Annotated in this window: 16 protein-coding genes; 12 read left to right on the top strand and 4 right to left on the bottom strand. The window is 60.9% G+C overall.

Annotated features, from left to right (window positions below; all coding sequences use genetic code 11):
* The first annotated feature begins 1 nt into the window (after position 1).
* Entirely contained in the window at positions 2-1,051 is a 1,050-nt protein-coding gene (locus J5M72_RS04020) for a hypothetical protein (RefSeq protein ID WP_207864142.1), read from the top strand.
* A gap of 47 nt (positions 1,052-1,098) precedes the next feature.
* Here the strand turns inward: J5M72_RS04020 and J5M72_RS04015 are convergent, their stop codons facing one another.
* Positions 1,099-1,407, bottom strand: coding sequence for a plastocyanin/azurin family copper-binding protein (locus J5M72_RS04015; protein WP_207864140.1), 309 nt, complete (start codon positions 1,405-1,407; stop codon positions 1,099-1,101).
* Entirely contained in the window at positions 1,404-2,393 is a 990-nt protein-coding gene (locus J5M72_RS04010; RefSeq protein WP_207864138.1) for a metallophosphoesterase, read from the bottom strand. The genes J5M72_RS04015 and J5M72_RS04010 overlap by 4 nt, the downstream gene beginning before the upstream one ends.
* 153 nt (positions 2,394-2,546) lie before the next feature.
* Here J5M72_RS04010 and J5M72_RS04005 point away from each other — a divergent pair, with 153 nt between their 5' ends.
* Both J5M72_RS04005 and J5M72_RS04000 read left to right on the top strand, forming a co-directional pair.
* The gene (locus tag J5M72_RS04005; protein WP_207864136.1) at positions 2,547-3,059 is read left to right on the top strand and encodes a sigma-70 family RNA polymerase sigma factor; all 513 of its coding nucleotides are present in this window, start codon (positions 2,547-2,549) and stop codon (positions 3,057-3,059) included.
* On the top strand, positions 3,052-3,792 hold the full coding sequence (locus J5M72_RS04000) for an anti-sigma factor (RefSeq protein ID WP_207864134.1): 741 nt from the start codon (positions 3,052-3,054) through the stop codon (positions 3,790-3,792). Before J5M72_RS04005 ends, J5M72_RS04000 begins: the two co-directional genes overlap by 8 nt.
* Before the next feature lie 18 nt (positions 3,793-3,810).
* Here J5M72_RS04000 and J5M72_RS03995 read toward each other — a convergent pair whose 3' ends face one another.
* On the bottom strand, positions 3,811-4,716 hold the full coding sequence (locus J5M72_RS03995; protein WP_207864132.1) for a helix-turn-helix domain-containing protein: 906 nt from the start codon (positions 4,714-4,716) through the stop codon (positions 3,811-3,813).
* Positions 4,717-4,878: 162 nt separating this feature from the next.
* On the opposite strand from J5M72_RS03995, the gene J5M72_RS03990 reads away from it, so the two are divergent.
* The 5 genes from J5M72_RS03990 to J5M72_RS03970 all read left to right on the top strand — a co-directional run bounded on the left by J5M72_RS03990 (position 4,879) and on the right by J5M72_RS03970 (position 11,094).
* Positions 4,879-6,237 carry a glutamine synthetase family protein gene (locus J5M72_RS03990; protein WP_169430464.1) on the top strand — a complete coding sequence of 453 codons (1,359 nt, stop codon included), beginning with the start codon at positions 4,879-4,881 and terminating at the stop codon, positions 6,235-6,237.
* A 141-nt stretch (positions 6,238-6,378) separates the two neighbouring features.
* The gene (locus tag J5M72_RS03985) at positions 6,379-7,479 is read left to right on the top strand and encodes a polyamine ABC transporter substrate-binding protein (RefSeq protein WP_207864130.1); all 1,101 of its coding nucleotides are present in this window, start codon (positions 6,379-6,381) and stop codon (positions 7,477-7,479) included.
* A complete protein-coding gene (locus J5M72_RS03980) occupies positions 7,476-8,777 on the top strand; it encodes an FAD-binding oxidoreductase (RefSeq protein ID WP_207864127.1) in 1,302 nt (433 codons plus the stop codon). The genes J5M72_RS03985 and J5M72_RS03980 overlap by 4 nt, the downstream gene beginning before the upstream one ends.
* Positions 8,778-8,873: 96 nt before the next feature.
* Positions 8,874-10,529, top strand: coding sequence for an MlaD family protein (locus J5M72_RS03975; RefSeq protein ID WP_207864125.1), 1,656 nt, complete (start codon positions 8,874-8,876; stop codon positions 10,527-10,529).
* A 16-nt stretch (positions 10,530-10,545) separates the two neighbouring features.
* Positions 10,546-11,094, top strand: a complete 549-nt coding sequence (locus tag J5M72_RS03970; RefSeq protein WP_169430468.1) for a PqiC family protein — start codon at positions 10,546-10,548, stop codon at positions 11,092-11,094.
* Here the strand turns inward: J5M72_RS03970 and J5M72_RS03965 are convergent.
* Positions 11,055-12,365 (bottom strand): HAMP domain-containing sensor histidine kinase, encoded by a 1,311-nt coding sequence (locus J5M72_RS03965; protein WP_169430469.1) that lies wholly within the window; start codon positions 12,363-12,365, stop codon positions 11,055-11,057. The genes J5M72_RS03970 and J5M72_RS03965 overlap by 40 nt on opposite strands.
* 326 nt (positions 12,366-12,691) lie before the next feature.
* Between J5M72_RS03965 and J5M72_RS03960 the strand changes: the two genes are divergently transcribed.
* The 4 genes from J5M72_RS03960 to J5M72_RS03945 all read left to right on the top strand — a co-directional run bounded on the left by J5M72_RS03960 (position 12,692) and on the right by J5M72_RS03945 (position 18,093).
* The gene (locus tag J5M72_RS03960; RefSeq protein WP_169430470.1) at positions 12,692-13,345 is read left to right on the top strand and encodes a histidine phosphatase family protein; all 654 of its coding nucleotides are present in this window, start codon (positions 12,692-12,694) and stop codon (positions 13,343-13,345) included.
* A gap of 293 nt (positions 13,346-13,638) precedes the next feature.
* Complete coding sequence (arnT, locus tag J5M72_RS03955) at positions 13,639-15,351, top strand: lipid IV(A) 4-amino-4-deoxy-L-arabinosyltransferase (RefSeq protein ID WP_207864118.1); 1,713 nt, start codon at positions 13,639-13,641, stop codon at positions 15,349-15,351.
* Positions 15,348-16,877: a glycosyltransferase family 39 protein gene (locus tag J5M72_RS03950; RefSeq protein ID WP_207864117.1), complete on the top strand. Its 1,530-nt coding sequence runs from the start codon at positions 15,348-15,350 to the stop codon at positions 16,875-16,877. The genes arnT and J5M72_RS03950 overlap by 4 nt, the downstream gene beginning before the upstream one ends.
* 202 nt (positions 16,878-17,079) lie before the next feature.
* On the top strand, positions 17,080-18,093 hold the full coding sequence (locus J5M72_RS03945; protein WP_207864116.1) for an iron ABC transporter substrate-binding protein: 1,014 nt from the start codon (positions 17,080-17,082) through the stop codon (positions 18,091-18,093).
* The last annotated feature ends 2 nt before the right edge of the window (positions 18,094-18,095 follow it).

The raw sequence follows: 18,095 nt of genomic DNA, 5'->3' as shown, positions 1-18,095 counted from the left end.
TATGACTGTTCATGTTCCTGCGCGCCCCCGCGAGACGCTGCGCCCCAGCACTATCATCGCCGAAGGCCTGCTGAATCCACGTGGCGCCTGTGTGCAGGCCGATGGCAGCCTGCTGCTGGTCGAGGCTGGATCAGGCCTGCCGGACCAGACGTTCAGCGGCCGCATCAGCCGACTGCGACCGGACCCGCTCAAGCCCGGCGCGTATCTCGCCCCTGAAACACTGGCGCCGGGTTTTCGCTCGATGAACATGCAGGCCCGCATGCTGCGCGATGAAATCATGGGCCTGTCGGACATCGCCTGCGGTGAAGGACGCTGTCTGGTCAGCCAGACCGATTATGTCGCGGGCTCGAAACTGCTGGACCTGCAATACACCCCGCCCGAGCCGGTGTTTCACAGTCGGGGCAATCTCAATGCACTGTGTTATCACCCGACCCGCCACAGTTGGCTGGCCGTCAAACCCGATACCAACCAACTGGTGGAATTCCGTAGCGGCGAGGATGAACAGGTCCTGGTCCAGTTGCCCGATCTGGACATGGGACAGGAAGCCGTTCCCGTCACACTGATCCACGAACCGGCGACAGACGCCGTGCTGCTCAGCCTGTTCTCCGGAGAGCTGCACAACGACCCCGCCCGCAAAGGCATCGACTTTGACGATCAGGCCGGTCAGGTGATTCGGGTCTGGCCCGACACCGGCCGGATCGAAGTGCTGATTCGTGGCCTGCAATTGCCCACCGGGCTGGCACTGTGTCCGCAAGGCGATGTGTTGGTGCTGGAGCTCTGTAGCCGTCTGCAACAACCGTTGCCGCCTGACTGGAATGGCGAACCGCTGCATGGCGGATTCACTCGATTCAGCGGGCGACTGTTGAGCTGCAATCTGCAAACGGGCGAAGTGACCGTGCTCGCCCGTGACCTGGATACCCCGTCCAATCTGTGTCTGGTGCAGGACGCGGTACTGGTGAGCGAAGGCATGGGATTGACGGGGCGCCTCCTGCCCACGCCAGACAATAAAGTCGTTGCGTTGAGTGGCAGGCTGCGTCGGGTACAGCTCTGAAAACAGCTGAAAAAAAGGCGCGCCCCTGTAAGAGGCGAGCCTTCTGTTTATTGAGTGACCACAATCTTGCCGATCATCTGCGGATGCAGCACGCAGAAATACTCGAACTCGCCCGGCGTATTGAACACCCAGGAAAAACTGTCATGGGTGTCCAGCGCCCCCGAGCGGAACACCTTGTGGGTTTCGGCCACCGTGTGCGGGATCTGGTCGTCATTGACCCACGTCACCTGGGTGCCGACGGCCACGGTCAGGTCCTTGGGGCCGAACATGAACTCCTTGATATCGACCTTTACTTCCTGTGCCCAGACCGGCATCGACAAAAACAGGCACAGCATTGCCAACAGTCGCGCTTTCATTGGGTCGCCCTCCCCTGGACCAGTGTCGAATCGATCAGTGCCAACGGATGATCGCCTTGTGTCGCCCGCACCTCGGTAATCCCCAGATAGTTGCGCAACTGATCGGCCGCCACCGTCATCGGCCCCGGCGACGGTGCCGCGCCCGGTGCGGGTTGCGGATACGCCGTGCCACGGGCGGTATGGAAGGTGATGTTGCCTTCGATCTTCTGGATGACCTGATGAATATGCCCGTTCAACACCGTGACCGAGCCGTATTTGCGCAGCATCGCAATCGCCTGATCGCCGTCCTCGGTGCCCCAGCCCCAGGGCTGATAGATCGTCCACAGCGGAATGTGAGTGAACACCACGATCGGCGTGCTGGTCGAAACTGCCCGCAGATCATCGGCCAGCCACGCCAGTTGATCGGCGCCGAGGCTGGCTTCATGGCCAGCCTGGAAGTTGAAGACATTGACCAGCGCGATGAAATGCACGCCGTGGTCATCAAAGCTGTACCAGCCATTGCCTTTGGTGCCCTTGCCGTAGCGTTCCAGATAGAGCTTGCCGCCGCCCTCGTCGAGGGTGTCGTGTTCGCCGGGGATGTAATGCACGGTCGACGGCAGGCCTTTGAGTACCTGCGCTGCGGTGTCAAATTCCTCGGCCTTGGACAGGTGGGTGATGTCGCCGGTGTGCAGGATCAGCGACGGCCGTTTCGGCAGTGCGATGACCTTGTCGATTGCCACTTGCAGGGTTTTCACCGGCTCCGGGTTGGCGTCCTTGTTGAAGCCGATGTGCGAGTCACTGATCTGCACGAAATGAAAGGTGCTGGCCAACGCCTTGGGGTCGGTGACGTTACCCGCTTCATCCATCGCAAAGGCTCTGGGAATGCCGCCGCTCAAGGCCCAGAGGACACCGGCCCCGGCCCATGCCGAGCATTTGAGCAGCGTTCGCCGGTCCGGGTTATGCAGCAAGCCGTCGGTGCGCAGTGGATGTTTTGTTTGATTGTCCATCGGTATGTCCTCGAGGGCGGACTACAGTGATGTAGCTGACACCAGGAAGAACCTTGCGGGACGAACGTTTATTCCGCGCCGCAACACAAATTTTCCAGGGAATAAAACACGACGCATCACGGTTATAGGGGGTGTGACGGTGCGGAAATCACTATGAATCGATTCGAGGAACTGGTTGCGCCGCACCTGGACGCGGCTTACAACCTCGCGCGCTGGCTTACGGGCAGCGACAGCGCCGCGCGAGACGTGGTGCAGGAAAGCGCGTTGCGTGCCTTCCGGTATTTGCAGCGTTTCACTGACGGCAATGCCAAGGCCTGGTTCCTGACCATCGTGCGCAACGAAAGCTACACCTGGCTCAAGGCCTCGGCCGGGCGCCACTGGGTGCCTGTCGACGACGAAACCGATCACCACGAAGGCGCCTTGAGCCACCACCAGACGCCGGAACTGCTGGCCATTCACACGGAAAACGCGGCACTGATCCAGCGGGCATTGAGCGCCTTGCCGCCGGCCTTTCGCGAGGTCATCGTGCTCAAGGAGCTCGAAGACATGCCCTACAAGGACATCGCCCTGGTGGTCGATATTCCCATCGGCACGGTCATGTCGAGGCTGGCCCGGGCCCGTGCGATGCTCAAGCTCGAATTACTGAAGTGGCACGAACATGAATGAACTCGATTGCGCGATTTGCCGCACGCAACTGCACGGTTTTCTGGATCAGGAACTTGATCCGGAGGTGGCTGCGCAAGTGGCTGCGCATCTGAACACCTGCGGCGAGTGTTCCCGACGGCATGCCGAGGCGAAGGTGCTGAAGATCAGTGTGAAGCGCCACGCGCCCTATTACGCGGCATCGGAATCACTGCTCGCCAGTGTGTTGGCCGCGCAAACGCCCGCCTCGCCGAGTCGGCGTTGGCAAAACTGGTTCGCCCCGGCATTTTCCGCAGCAGCACTGGCGATGGCGCTGGTGCTCTACGTGGCAACGCCCGGCAGCGAACAACCGTTGATGGACGAAGCCGTCTCCAGCCATGTCCGCTCGTTGATGGGCGAACACTTGAACGACGTGGTGTCTTCCGACCGCCATACCGTCAAACCCTGGTTCACCGGCAAGCTCGATTTCTCGCCGCCGGTCGCGGACTACGCGGCACAGGGCTTCCCACTGCTCGGCGGGCGGCTGGATTACCTGCGACACCAGACCACCGCCGCCCTGAGTTACGGCCGGGCCAAACACATCATCAATGTGTTTATCCTGCCGACGCCGGAGGCCGACAAACCCTTGCAGAGCCAGGCGATTCGCGGCTTCAACGTGGTTTCCTGGCAGGCAAACCACATGCGGTTCGTACTGGTTTCCGATGTGGAAAAAGGCGAACTGGAAGCGCTCGGGCAGTTGCTCAGAAAGGGCGCCTGAGAGGGAAATCGCTTTCTGTTAGCGGCAGGATCGCTTCAAAGTCTCACTCGGCAACTCATTGAACAGCGCCCGATAACTATTGGAAAACCGCCCCAGATGCCAGAACGACCAGTTCATCGCCACCTCCGCCACCGTGGTGCCTGAAGCGGCTGCGCCGAGCAATTCCCGGCGCGCCCCGTTGAGCCGCCGCAGACGAAGCCATTGAGTCGGTGACATCCCGGTGTAGGCCTTGAACGTCTGCTGCAACTGCCGCAACGACACCCCGGCGACCTGGGCCAGTTCCAGCAGATTGAGGGTTTCTTCCGGCGAATCCGCCGCCCATTCCCCCACCCGTTTCATGGTCGTCCGCTCTTCGGCGCGGCGCTGCAAACCACCGCTGTCCAGACACACACAGGCGTTATCGAGGATGAACAGACAGTCCTCCAGCAACTGCTGGGTCAGCGCTTCTTTGCTTGGCTGATCAAGGGCTTGCGACAACTTCGTGAGCGTGGAGCTTAACCAGCGGCTGAACAGCGCATTCTGCGCGCCGTTGAGTGGCGCCATGAACAGACCTTCCAGCCGAGCCACGTCCAGACCGTTCTGGCGGACGAATTCGGGACCGAACACCACGGCGATTTCCTGGTAGTTCTCCGGGGTGATCCAGATGTTGCGACTCTCTTCATTCAGCAGATACAGCGCGTTGTCACTGCGATCGAAGCAGAACGCCAGAGACCCCGGCGGCGCACTGAAATTCTGCTCGACCCGGGTGTTCATCTGTTCTTCGTAGACCTCCACGCCTTCCAGGTCCAGATAGCGGATTCGCCCGGCGAAATGCCCCGGCGACATCTGTTGATACTGCTGGACCCAGCCCGGTGTCGCGCGGATCTGCTCGGCGACATCGGCGGTATTGAAAGCTTGAACCTGTAGCGGATTGCACGTCGTCATGGGGGACCTTGCGCACTCTTTTGGTGCGCTTTGGTGCTGCTGAAAGTGGATAGATGGAACGGCAAGGCCCGCCCAAGATAGTCGTCAACGCGCCACAGGGGAAGCCTGCGAAAGATGAAATCGCGATTCCCCCGCGTCAACAAAACCAACGACGAGGTCTTTATGAATGCCCCTTTCGATCAGCTGTTCACATGGCTGAAAGATCACAAGATTACCGAAGTGGAATGCGTGGTCAGCGACCTGACCGGCATCGCCCGCGGCAAAATTGCACCGACCAACAAGTTCCTGCATGAGCGAGGCATGCGCCTGCCGGAAAGTGTGCTGCTGCAAACGGTAACCGGGGATTTTGTCGACGACGACATCTACTACGACCTGCTCGACCCGGCCGACATCGACATGGTCTGCAAACCGGTGAGCGACGCGGTGTACGTGGTGCCATGGGCCATCGAGCCAACGGCCATCGTGATCCACGACACCTTCGACAAGTTCGGCAATCCGATCGAACTGTCACCGCGCAACGTGCTGAAGAAAGTCCTGCAGCTGTACACCGACAAGGGCTGGAAGCCGATCGTGGCGCCGGAAATGGAGTTCTACCTGACCCAGCGCTGCGAAGACCCGGACTTGCCGTTGAAGGCACCGCTGGGCCGTTCCGGGCGTGCCGAAAGCGGTCGTCAGTCGTTCTCCATCGATGCGGCCAACGAATTCGATCCGCTGTTCGAAGATGTCTACGACTGGTGCGAACTGCAAGGCCTGGACCTGGACACGCTGATTCACGAAGACGGCCCGGCGCAGATGGAAATCAACTTCCGTCATGGCGACGCGCTGGATCTGGCCGACCAGATCACCGTGTTCAAGCGCACCCTGCGCGAAGCCGCACTCAAGCACAACGTCACTGCGACCTTCATGGCCAAACCGATTGGCGACGAACCCGGCAGCGCCATGCACCTGCACCAGAGCGTGGTGGAAATCGCCACCGGCAAGCCGATTTTCGCCAACGCCGACGGCACCATGAGCGACCTGTTCCGCCATCACATCGGCGGTCTGCAAAAGCTGATCCCGAAAGTGCTGCCGATGTTTGCGCCCAACGTGAACTCGTTCCGCCGCTTCCTGCCGGACACCTCGGCGCCGGTCAATGTCGAATGGGGCGAAGAAAACCGCACCGTCGGCCTGCGGGTTCCGACCTCCGGTCCTGAGGCAATGCGCGTGGAAAACCGCCTGCCGGGCGCCGACGCCAACCCGTACCTGGCCATCGCCGCGAGCCTGCTGTGCGGCTACATCGGCATGGTCGAGGGCATCGAACCGAGCGCTGCCGTCGAAGGTCGCGCCTATGAGCGCCGCAACCTGCGCCTGCCGATCACCATCGAAGAGGCCCTGACCCAGATGGAAGAGTGCGACACCGTCGCCGAGTACCTGGGCAGCAAGTTTGTGCGTGGTTATGTGGCGGTGAAGCGTGCCGAGCATGAAAACTTCAAGCGCGTGATCAGCTCCTGGGAGCGTGAGTTCCTGTTGCTGAGCGTCTGAGACCTTCATTGACTGATCCATCGCTATCGCGAGCAGGCTCGCTCCCACATTTGAAATGCATTCCCCTGTGGGAGTGAGCCTGCTCGCGATGGCACACCAGAGAATCACCTGAAAAATCCAATAATTCGAAGAGGTGTCGATATGCGTCTGTTGAAATCCGTGATCCCCGCCGCTCTGGCTCTGGCTCTGGCCCTGGCATGCAGTGCCGGTGCCCTCGCCCAACCGCAGGTCAGCGTCTACAACTGGACCGATTACATTGGCGAAACTACCCTCGCCGACTTCCAGTCATCCAGCGGGATCAAGGTGATCTACGACGTCTTCGACTCCAACGAAACCCTCGAAGGCAAATTGCTCGCCGGACGCACCGGCTACGACGTGGTGGTGCCGTCCAACCACTTCCTGGCCCGTCAGGTGAAGGCAGGGGCGTTCCTCAAACTGGACCGCTCGCAACTGCCGAACTGGAAGAACCTCGACCCGAAACTGCTGGCCCTGCTCGAGAAAAACGACCCGGGCAACGAACACTCGGTGCCGTACCTCTGGGGCACCAACGGCATCGGCTACAACGTCGACAAGGTCAAGCAAGTGCTGGGCATCGATCACATCGATTCCTGGGCCGTGCTGTTCGAGCCGCAGAACCTGAAAAAACTCACCCAATGTGGCGTATCGATGATGGACTCGGCGGACGAAGTGTTCCCGGCGATCCTCAATTACATGGGCATGGACCCGCGCAGCGAGAACCCGGAAGACTTCAAGAAAGCTGAAGCCAAACTGCTGAGCATCCGCCCGTACATCACCTATTTCCACTCTTCGAAATACGTGTCGGATCTGGCCAACGGCGATATCTGCGTGGCCTTCGGTTACTCCGGCGACGTGTTCCAGGCCGCCAACCGCGCCAAGGAAGCCAGGAACGGCGTGAACATCGCCTACGCGATCCCCAAGGAAGGCGCGAACCTGTGGTTCGACCTGCTGGCGATTCCCGCCGATGCCGGCAACACCAAAGAAGCCCACGCTTTCATCAATTACCTGCTCGACCCGCAAGTGATCGCCAAGGTCAGCGCCTCGGTCGGCTACGCCAACCCGAATCCGCCGGCCAAGCAGTACATGGACGTGGCACTGGTCAGCAATCCAGAGGTGTACCCGACTCAGGAAGTGCTCGACAAACTCTACATTTCCACCACCCCGCCCCAGTCGATCATGCGTCTGATGACCCGTTCCTGGAGCAAAGTGAAGTCGAACAAATGAATCAGTACACCCAGGAACATGCTCGCTCCTACTACGCCGCGTCGGCCCGGGCGAGCACGCAGTACCCTGCGCTTGAAGCCGACCTGATCGCCGATGTCTGCGTGATCGGCGGCGGTTTTACCGGCGTCAACACCGCCATCGAGCTGGCGCAGCGCGGCCTCTCGGTGGTGCTGCTCGAAGGTCGGCGCATCGGCTGGGGCGCCAGCGGACGCAATGGCGGCCAGTTGATACGTGGCATCGGCCATGAGGTCGAGGGCTTCGCCCGTCATGTCGGCACAGAAGGCGTGCGCTATCTGCAACAGGCCGGCGTCGACTCGGTTGAGCTGGTGCGCCGGCGCATCGGCGACAACGCCATCGAGTGCGACCTGCGCTGGGGCTTCTGCGAACTGGCCAACACCACGGCGCAGTTCGAGGCGTTCAAGGCCGAACAAGACAGTCTCGCGCTCTCGGGTTATGCCCACGAAACGCGACTGGTCAGCCCTGAAGACATGCGCCGGCAAGTCGTCAATTCAGGTGTCTACAAAGGAGGCCTGATCGACATGGGTTCGGGCCATCTGCACCCGCTCGATCTGGTCCAGGGCGAAGCGAGGCTGGCGGCGTCGCTCGGGGTACGGATCTTCGAGCAGAGCCCGGTGCTGGAAATCGTCCACGGTGCCACGGTGCAAGTGCGCTGCGCTTCGGGCACGGTGCGCGCCGGCAGTCTGGTGCTCGGTTGCAACGCGCATCTGGACGAACTCGAGCAACAGCTCAGCGGCAAGGTCCTGCCGGCGGGCAGCTACATCATCGCCACCGAGCCCCTGTCCAAAGAGCGTGCTGCCGAACTGATCCCGCAGAATCTGGCGCTCTGCGATCAGAAAGTCGGCCTCGACTATTACCGGCTCTCGGCGGACCGGCGCTTGCTGTTCGGCGGCGCCTGCCATTATTCCGGGAAGGATCCGGCGGACATCGCAGCCTACATGCGACCGAAGATGCTCAAGGTGTTCCCGCAACTGGCGGATGTGCGCATCGACTATCAATGGGGTGGCAAGATCGGCATCACTGCCAATCGCTTCCCGCAGGTCGGGCGGCTCAAACAGCACCCGAACGTGTTCTACGCCCAGGGTTACTCCGGCCATGGCCTGAACGTCACGCACTGGTGCGCCAGGCTGTTGGGCGAAGCGATTCATACCGGCCACAGCCAAGGCATGGACGTGTTCAGCGGCGTGCCGCACATGACCTTCCCCGGCGGTCCGGCGTTGCGCTCGCCGCTGCTGGCGCTGGGCATGCTCTGGTATCGCCTGCGGGAACTGCTGGGCTGAGGCTCGCCGATTTGCTCTATCGCAAAGCACTTCTATATTGATGAAGTGCTTTTGCGTTCCTGACGCTCAGTGCCCAACACACTCTGGAGGTCATGGATGGAGTCGTCAGCCGCCGATCAACCGCGAGCACCCGGCCAAGCCCCGGTCAAGACCCGGCGTTTCAGCATTTCCCTGGTGTGGATCGTGCCGATCGTCGCGGTGCTGGTGGGCATTTCACTGGTGGTGCACAACCTGATGCAGGAAGGCCCGACCATCGTCGTGACCTTCAAGACCGGCAGCGGTCTGACCGCCAACAAGACCGAAGTCAAATACCGTAACGTGGTGATCGGCCAGGTCTCGGACGTCGAGCTGAGCGGCGACCAGAAAAGCGTCAACGCCACGATCAAACTGGCCAAGCAGGCCGAAACCTTTACCCGCGAAGACTCGAAGTTCTGGGTGGTGCGACCCCGTATCGGCGCTGGCGGTGTTTCAGGTATCGATACGCTGCTGTCCGGCGACTACATCGGAGCCGATATCGGCCAGTCCGACTCGCGCGCCAAACACTTCAAAGGGCTGGAAAACCCGCCACCGATCACTTATGGCGAACCGGGCAAGCGCTTCAATCTGCACACCCAGGACCTTGGGTCGCTGGATATCGGCTCACCGGTCTATTACCGCAAGATCCCGGTCGGCCAGGTCGTGGCCTATGCCCTGGATGCCGATGGCAAGGGTGTCAATGTCGAGGTGTTCATCCATGCGCCGAACGATGCCTACGTCACGGAGAACACCCGGTTCTGGAACGCCAGCGGCATTGACGTCAATGTCGGCGCCAATGGCTTTGCGGTGAAAACCGAATCGCTGTCGACCTTGCTGATCGGCGGCGTCGCCTTCCGCGCCCCGGAGTACAGCCCCAACGATGTCGCCGCCGCTGAAGAAAAGACCTTCGACCTGTTCGAAGACCAGCAGACCGCCCTCGCCCCGCCTGCCGGCAAGCCGCAGTACCTGAGACTGCGTTTCGATCAAGCGATGCGCGGTCTCAAGGTCGATGCGCCGGTTGAATTCCTCGGCATGGAAATCGGCCGGGTGGTGAGTATCAACCTGGACTACGACGAGAAGAAACGCAGCTTCCCGGTCAACGTCGGCATCGTGATCTACCCGCAACGCCTCGGACGGGCCCACGAGAAGATGCTCCAGGTGCTCAACCACAACCCCGAAGACGAAGCCGCCGCCGTGCGCCTGATCGGCACCTTCGTCGACAACGGTCTGCGCGCTCAGGCCCGCAGCGGCAACCTCCTGACGGGGCAGCTGTACATCGCTCTGGACTTCTTCCCCAAGGCCGAAAAAGTCGCGTTTGACACGACGGCCCGTCCGATCGTCATTCCGACCATCCCCGGCAGCCTTGAACAGCTGCAGGAAAAACTCGAGGCCATGGTCGACAAGCTCAACAAACTGCCCGTGGAGCGCATTGCCGGCAATCTCGACGGCAACCTCGTCGAGCTGCGTAAAAGCCTGACCCAGTTCAACGCCAAGACCTTGCCCGGCGTCCAGAACACCCTGGCCGACGTCAGCAAGACCCTGCAATCGGCCAGCTCGACCCTGGCCGAGGACTCGCCGCAGCGGGAGAAACTCACCCAGACCCTCGACGAGCTCGGGCGCATGTCGCGCTCGTTGCGTGAACTGTCGGATTACCTCGGTCGCCATCCGGAATCGCTGATTCGCGGTCGCCCCGACAACGCTGCGCCACTGGACCTCAAAGGCCCGCCGCGCAATTGAGCACAGGAGCTTTGCCATGGCTTTACCGCTGAAGTTCACCGTGCTCGCTGCGTGCCTGCTGTTGGGTGCCTGTCGCAGCGACCCGATCAGCTTCCACACCCTGACCCCGGCACAGCCGATGCCTGGCCGATCAGGGCAGGACATCGCGATTGAAAGCATCAGCGTTCCGCCCCAGGTCGACCGCCCGCAAATCGTCATCCGCGAAGGCAACAACGGCCTGGCGATTCTGGAAACCCAATGGTGGGGCGCCAGCCTCGGCGATGAGCTGCGCAGCGCACTGGTGGATCAGCTGAGCAACGCTGGCGTTGCGCGCAGAACGTCGGTGCGCATCGATGTGCAGCGTTTCGATTCGATTCCCGGGCAATACGGGCTGATGGACGTGAAATGGCGCTTGCGTCCGGCCGATGCAGGCGACAGCGGCCTGCTCACCTGCCGCTCGATTCTGCAGACGCCGTCCGGATCGAGCATCGACGATCTGGTGAACGCTCAGCAGAACAACGTCAAACGCCTCGCCGCGCTGATCCGTCAGGCCGCCGGCAATGTGCGCAGTTGCCCGCCGTCCTGAGTCGCCGGCTTCAATTCAACGCTGAAACGGCTGCCACTGGACTGGCCGCTGCTCAACTGCACCCGCCAGTGCTGGCGCCTGCAGATCCGCTGCACCAGCGACAACCCCAGACCGAGGCCTTCACCGCGGCCCTCATCACCACGCACGAATGGCTGGAACACCGCCTGACGCTGTTCCTCCGGAATGCCGATGCCGCTGTCTTCCACTACAAAACCGTTGCTCGTCAGGGTCAGTCGGACGAACCCGTGATCCGTGTAGTGCCAGGCATTGCGCAACAGGTTGCCCATGACCGATTGCAGGAACGTCAGGTTGAAGCGCTCCTTGCACGGCTGATCCACCTCGTAGAAAAACTGCAGGCCCTTTTCGCGGATCAACCGGCCCCAGATTTCACATTGAGCGTCCGCGACTTCCTTGAGCGTCACGCAGACATCATTGCCGGCATCATCCTCCGCCCGGGCCAGCATCAAAAAAGTATCGACCAGTTGGCGCATCTCGTGGGCGGCGCGGGCGATCCGGTTGACCTGCGCGGTCGAGCGGGCGTCCAGCGACGGGTTGGCCAGCAGCAACTCGCAGGAGCCGCCAAGCACCATCAACGGCGTGCGAAGCTCATGGCTGACATCGCTGGTGAACAGTTTTTCGCGACTCAGGGTTTCACGCAGGCGCCCCAGGGTCTGGTCGAACGACAGCGCCAGCTCCCCCACTTCGTCTGCTGCGTAGTCCGGGTGCAGCGGCGGCGCCAGCACCAGCAACTGATCGCGGTGGCGCACCTGACGCGCCAGACGAATGACCGGTGCCATGACTCGCCGGGCCAGCAAACGGCCAAGCACCAGCGCCAGCAGAACACTCAGGACAAAACCGACCGTGACCACCATGAACAACAACCGCTCGCGATGTTCGAGGCTTTCCTGATCGCGCAACAACACGTACTTGCGTCCACCGACCACCTCGACCATGGCAAAGAAGTCATCGCCATTGAAGCTGATCTCCTGAAAACCGGGCGCCAGTGCCGCCAGCGAAGGAATGAGGGCCATCGGGCCCGGTCCGCCTTCGAAGAAAAACAGTTCGCTCTTTTCCGGCTGATGGCTCCAGCGATTGATGTCCTCCATCGCCAGCAAGCGGTGCAGACCACCGCTCAAGGTACTGGTGGCCAGTCTGTGCTCGACCACATGCACGGCGGCAACGATGCCCAGTGCAAACACCCCGGCGACCAGGGCGCTCATCAAAGCGAACACGATGACGATCCGTTTCGTCAGGCTTTGCTTGAGATCCATTCGGGTCGATGACTCCACGGCTGAATTCAGACTTTGCGGTCAACAACAGGCGAGCACCGCCACATTGACCGAACCTGCGCAGCTTCACCGCAAACATAAACATTTGTTAAGACTGGCCGGTAAAAAAAGGGTATTTGAGTCTGGTTATCAAACACCGGATTAATTGCGCACTTTCAACTCTCGCAAAATTTTCACATGTTCTTCACCGCCCCCCGACGTGCACGAACGTAATGTTCAGCCATTATTCAAGTACACAACTATAAAAGTTGATTAAATCGCCGGCCAATCTCGCCTGCGACGTCAAGGGGCATGCCGTGGAGCGACAGATGCAATTGACAGCGACATATAAACAACGCCGTACGCTGCGACTTGGAAAACTGTTGACCGGCATCGGTGTAGTCGTCGCCATTGCGCTGGTCAGCGGCTTCGTCTGGGTGACCCGCTCGCCCGTCGATCTGGGCCAGGCCGGCAAGGCCGCCCGGGCTGACTGGACCCGGGCCTGGCAGGCTGGAGAAGTCGTGGCACTGGTGCGTCATGCCGAGCGGTGCGACCGTTCCGACAACCTTTGCCTGGGCCCGGCCGACGGCATCACTCAGGCGGGCAACGACTCTGCAGCGCAGGTAGGCAAAGGCTTCATGAGTCTGGGCATGCAGCAGGCGCAGGTGTTCACCAGCCCGTTGACCCGTACCGTACAGACAGCGCGAGCCATGTTCGGTCAGGACGCTACCGCCCAGATCTGGCTCGAGTCCTGCGGTTCCTCTCTGCGCAACGATGTGGTGGCGCACAAGGTTGCCAGGCGCAATCTGGTGCTGATCACCCACAGCGGATGCATCAGTGATTTCGAAAAACAGACCGGTTTTCCTCACGCGGTCGCCGCCGAATATGGCAGTACTCTGTTTGCACGCATTGATGACAAAGGCGAACTTAAAGTATTGGGCATCATGAATGCGAATGCCTGGTCTCAACTCAATAGTCATTAATGCTTTAGTTGGGGCGGCGCGGCAACGTTGCACTTTTTTAACTAGCCAGTAACGAATTTCATTAATTTGTAATGAGAGATGTATCTGCCCCCGATTTACTGGACAACGGTTTTTTTTAAGCTTGGCTATAGTGCGAGAACTCCGGCCTGGAGGTTCGGCAGTTCTCTGGATACAGGAAATGCCCGTCGCTCGATCGCACACCTGCATTCATTCAACACGGTGACCCCGCCCGCTCAGGAACGCGCCGGGCAGGCCATCGACACAAGAACTTCGTTCGGTACCAAGGCTTTGTCATGACGTCTGAAAACATCCCGCTGCGACACGCTGCCCGTCATTTCTCCCCCACCACGACCTTCGAACGCTGGGCCATTCCCGGCCTGATTCTGGCCTTCGTGGTGTTTTACCTGTTGCCGTTGATGACTCACGGCCTGTGGATCCCCGATGAAACCCGCTACGGACAGATCAGCCAGGAAATGCTGCTCAGCGGGAACTGGGTCGCGCCGCATTTCATGGGTATCCGCTATTTCGAAAAACCCATTGCCGGCTACTGGATGATTGCCATCGGCCAGGCGATTTTCGGCGAAAACCTGTTCGGCGTGCGCATTGCGTCGGCACTGAGTACCGGTGCCAGCGTCTGGCTCACCTATCTGATGGCGCGCCGACTGTGGAACAACCCGCGCATCAGCGTCGCCAGCGCCCTGCTGTACATGAGCTTCGGGCTGATTGCCGGCCAGGCCGGGTACGCCAACCTCGATCCGCAGTTCACCTTGTGGGTCAACCTGAGCATGGTCGCCGTGTGGTTTGCCATCGACAGCCAGACGCCTCGGGCGCGCCTGGGTGGCTGGGCGCTGCTCGGTGTCGCGTGCGGCATGGGCCTGATGACCAAAGGATTTCTGGCCCTGCTGCTGCCGGTACTGATCGCCCTGCCGTACATGATCTGGCAACGCCGTTTCGGCGAACTGGTGCGTTACGGACTGGTCGCGGTGGTGGTCTGCACCCTCGTAAGCCTTCCGTGGGTACTGGCCGTTCATTATCGGGAACCTGATTTCTGGCGCTTCTTCTTCTGGCACGAACACATTCGTCGCTTTGCCGCCGGCGATGCCGCGCAGCACGCTCGCCCGTGGTGGTTCTACCTGCCGTTGCTGTTGGCCTCCACCCTGCCGTGGGCCGTTCTGCTGCCTTCGACGCTTCTGCGCACCTGGCGTGAAAAGCGTGAAGCCAAAACCGCCTACCTTGCATTGTGGTTCCTTCTGCCACTGGCCTTTTTCAGCCTGAGCAGCGGCAAGCTGCCGACTTACATCATGCCGTGCCTGCTGCCGATCGCCCTGTTGATGGGAAAGACCGTGGTCAACTGGCGGGATCAGAACAGTGGCCGCGTCCTGCGCCTGAACGGCGTGATCAACACCCTCATCGCCAGCGCGGCGCTGGTGGCGCTGCTTTATCTGCAAGCGACCAAGGAAATCTACGAAAACACCGAGATGTTCAGCCTGTCGCTGGCCTATATCGTGCTGGTGGGCTGGATCATCGTTAACGCCCTGCAAGTGCTGCGCCCGGTGACGCTGTGGGCCATGCCGGCGCTGGGTATCGGGCTGCTGGTGGCGTTGTTGCCGGCGGCCATGCCGGGGCAGATCGTCAACAGCAAGATGCCCGACCAGTTCATTGCCGAGCATCAACAGGAACTGAGTGAAACCGCGTCCCTGCTGAGCAATGACCTGGGAGCGGCCTCCGCGCTGGCATGGCGCCTGAAGCGGCCGCAAGTGGATCTGTTCAACACCATCGGTGAACTGAAATACGGCCTCGAAGACCCGGCCATGGCAGCACGCAAGGTCACCATGGACGGTGTCGGCCAGTGGATGACCGAAGCGCGTAAGAAAGGCGCGGTCGGGGTGGTCATGCGCGTCAACAGTACGCAGGAAGAGCAGGAAGTCGAATTGCTGCCGGTAGACGGCAAGCATTATCGTCGCGGCACTCTGCAGATCTTCATCTTCCCGCAGCGCCAGCCATGACCTTGCGCAATAACGACCGGGGCGCCCTGCTGCTCCTGCTGGCTGCCAGCGCCCTGATGCTGCTGCTCGGTCTGGGCAGCCGCGAACTGTGGGGCGCAGAAACCCGCTGGGCGAACATCGCCTTGCAGATGATGCAAAGCGGCGACTACTTCGATCCGTACCTCAAAGGTGATCCCTACTACGACAAGCCGTTGCTGTCGTACTGGCTGATCACCGCGACCGCCTGGTTGACCGGCAGTCTCGATCACTGGTCGCTGCGCCTGTCTTCGGTGGTGTCCGCGTGGCTAAGCGTCTGGCTGGTGTATCTGCTGGGCGAGCAATTGTTTCGCAAAGGCACGGGCCTGATCGCCGGGTGGATGCTGGCAACCACGTTCTATTTCGTGTTCTGGGCGCGGGTCGCCACCGCTGACATCCTGACGGTGTGTGGTGTTCTGGCAGCGGTCTGGTGGTACTGGCGGGGGCCGGACGACACGCGGTTTTCGCGCTATCTGGTGTTCTGCGTGTTGCTGTCCCTGACCTCGTTATTCAAAGGCCTGATCGGTTTCATCCTGCCCGGGCTGGTGCTGCTGCCGCACCTTCTGAATGAAGGTCGCTGGAGGCGCCATCTCAACCTGCGCCTGCTCGCAGCGCTGGTGATTGCCGGGGCGTTCTACATGACGCCGTTCCTCCTGTCCCACCTCTACGGTGCGCCGAACTACGGGGAAAGCGGCCTGGGACTGGTCCTGCGGGAAAACGTCGTGCGGTTTTTCCAGCCGTTCGACAACATCGGCCCGATCTACACCTATTTGCTGTACCTGCCGATCTACACCCTGCCCTGGGCACCGTGCTGGATCATTGCCCTGTGGGTCGCGGCGCGGAACTGGAAACACATCGAACCGGATACCCGCTGGCTGATTCAGGGCCTCGGGTTGTTGATGCTGTTCTTCACCGCCAGCGGCAGCCGACGCAGTTATTACGTGCTGCCACTGGTGCCGTTCGCGCAGTTGCTCGGGGCCTGGTGGATCACCCGGCGCATGGCCGCGCGCAATGCCGAAAGCCCGTTCGGCGGGCGTGGCCTGAAAATCGGTTTTGCCGTGGCCACGGTATTGTTGCTGGGGATCCTCGGCGTGCTCTACCCCTGGACCAACAGCGGTGGCGGCGTGATCCGTTTCGGCGAGACCGTGCGCCTGCAGGCCAGCCAGCGGGCGCCGCTGAATCAATGGCACTTCGTCATGGTCGAGGTGGACAACAAGGTCCCGATGTACCTGCAGACCGGCGGCGAGCCGTTCTACTACGTGCCGGAAACCCGCGACTTCCCTCGCGATGGCGATGCCGGCGCGATGTTCCAATGGCTGGAACGCAACAGCGGCCGACACTGGGATCCGCAACGTACGATCTTTGTCGCCCAGTACCGCACCGGCGATCCTGTGCCGCTCTCTCAACTCGGTCGAGACCATCAAGTCATCACGACCACCCCGACTCGCGGCGAACAAGTGTTCCATGGCCGCGAGGATCAAAGCGTCGCCTACCTGCCCCAAGGCTCCTGAAAGACAGCGCCGGGTTCACCCGGCGTCCCCGCCCCGCGACTGCTAACCTGAATGAAAATTACATGTATTAATGGTTTCTTTGACGTTTTTTTCTCATTTGCCGCTCTACATTGCCAGCCAGCCAATATATGCAAATCATTCGCATTGAAGATTTTCGGCGAATGCTTGCCCATAACGTCTGAAAAACAGGAGCTGCTCCGTCATGAGTCCATCCCTTCCGTCCTTTCTCAAGCACGCTACTCTGGCAACCGCGCTGCTTGCAGCCGGACAGGTGTTTGCGGCCGATTCCGTCGGGATCGTGGTCTACAACGCCCAGCACGAAACCCTGACCAAGGCCTGGGTGGCCGGTTTCACCGAGGAAACCGGGATCCCGGTCACGATCCGCAACGGTGACGACACGGAAATGGGCAACCAGCTCGTGCAGGAAGGCGCAGCCTCTCCGGCGGACGTGTTCCTGACGGAAAACTCCCCGGCCATGGTGCTGGTGGACAATGCCAAGTTGTTCGCCCCGGTGGCACCGGCCACCCTTGAGCAAGTGGGTTCGGCTTATCGCCCGGCCCATGGCCAGTGGGTCGGCATCGCCGCTCGCTCGACAGTCTTTGTCTATAACCCGGCCAAGCTGCCGGAGAAAGACCTGCCAAAATCGCTGATGGATCTGGCGACCCCGGCGTGGAAAGGTCGCTGGGCTGCATCCCCTGCCGGTGCGGACTTCCAGGCCATCGTCGCCGCCGTACTGGAGCAGAAAGGCGAAGCCGCCACGCTCGAATGGCTCAAGGGCATGAAAGCCAACTCCACCGCTTACCGTGGCAACAGCTCCGTGCTCAAAGCGGTGAACGCTGGCCAGGTGGACAGCGGCGTGATCTATCACTATTACGCGTTCGTCGATCAGTCCAAGACTGGCGAGAACAGCAAGAACACTGCTTTGCACTACTTCAAGCATCAGGATCCGGGCGCGTTCGTGAGCATCTCCGGTGGTGGCGTGCTGAAGTCCAGCAAACACCAGGAAGAGGCCCAGAAATTCCTCCAGTACATCACCGGCAAACAAGGCCAGGACGTGCTGCGCACCGGCAACTCCTTTGAGTACGCCGTTGGCAAGGACGCAACTTCCAACCCCAAACTGGTGCCGTTGAAGGATCTGGACGCGCCGAAAGTCGATGCGTCGAAGCTCGACAGCAAGAAAGCCGTCGAACTGATGACTCAGGCGGGACTGCTTTAATT

Origin of the sequence: Pseudomonas sp. 58(2021) (genome assembly GCF_017491585.1) — a bacterium.
Lineage (GTDB): Bacteria > Pseudomonadota > Gammaproteobacteria > Pseudomonadales > Pseudomonadaceae > Aquipseudomonas > Aquipseudomonas fluorescens_BT.
This window is presented reverse-complemented; position numbering and strand designations above follow the sequence as displayed.

Coding starts and splice junctions, on each gene's coding strand:
- J5M72_RS04015 (WP_207864140.1), bottom strand. CDS start 1,407: ATGAAAGCGCGACTGTTGGCAATGCTGTGCCTGTTTTTGTCGATGCCG.
- J5M72_RS04000 (WP_207864134.1), top strand. CDS start 3,052: ATGAATGAACTCGATTGCGCGATTTGCCGCACGCAACTGCACGGTTTT.
- J5M72_RS03975 (WP_207864125.1), top strand. CDS start 8,874: ATGGAGTCGTCAGCCGCCGATCAACCGCGAGCACCCGGCCAAGCCCCG.
- J5M72_RS03980 (WP_207864127.1), top strand. CDS start 7,476: ATGAATCAGTACACCCAGGAACATGCTCGCTCCTACTACGCCGCGTCG.
- arnT (WP_207864118.1), top strand. CDS start 13,639: ATGACGTCTGAAAACATCCCGCTGCGACACGCTGCCCGTCATTTCTCC.
- J5M72_RS03945 (WP_207864116.1), top strand. CDS start 17,080: ATGAGTCCATCCCTTCCGTCCTTTCTCAAGCACGCTACTCTGGCAACC.
- J5M72_RS03970 (WP_169430468.1), top strand. CDS start 10,546: ATGGCTTTACCGCTGAAGTTCACCGTGCTCGCTGCGTGCCTGCTGTTG.
- J5M72_RS04010 (WP_207864138.1), bottom strand. CDS start 2,393: ATGGACAATCAAACAAAACATCCACTGCGCACCGACGGCTTGCTGCAT.
- J5M72_RS03965 (WP_169430469.1), bottom strand. CDS start 12,365: ATGGATCTCAAGCAAAGCCTGACGAAACGGATCGTCATCGTGTTCGCT.
- J5M72_RS04020 (WP_207864142.1), top strand. CDS start 2: ATGACTGTTCATGTTCCTGCGCGCCCCCGCGAGACGCTGCGCCCCAGC.
- J5M72_RS03950 (WP_207864117.1), top strand. CDS start 15,348: ATGACCTTGCGCAATAACGACCGGGGCGCCCTGCTGCTCCTGCTGGCT.
- J5M72_RS03995 (WP_207864132.1), bottom strand. CDS start 4,716: ATGACGACGTGCAATCCGCTACAGGTTCAAGCTTTCAATACCGCCGAT.
- J5M72_RS03990 (WP_169430464.1), top strand. CDS start 4,879: ATGAATGCCCCTTTCGATCAGCTGTTCACATGGCTGAAAGATCACAAG.
- J5M72_RS03960 (WP_169430470.1), top strand. CDS start 12,692: ATGCAATTGACAGCGACATATAAACAACGCCGTACGCTGCGACTTGGA.
- J5M72_RS04005 (WP_207864136.1), top strand. CDS start 2,547: ATGAATCGATTCGAGGAACTGGTTGCGCCGCACCTGGACGCGGCTTAC.
- J5M72_RS03985 (WP_207864130.1), top strand. CDS start 6,379: ATGCGTCTGTTGAAATCCGTGATCCCCGCCGCTCTGGCTCTGGCTCTG.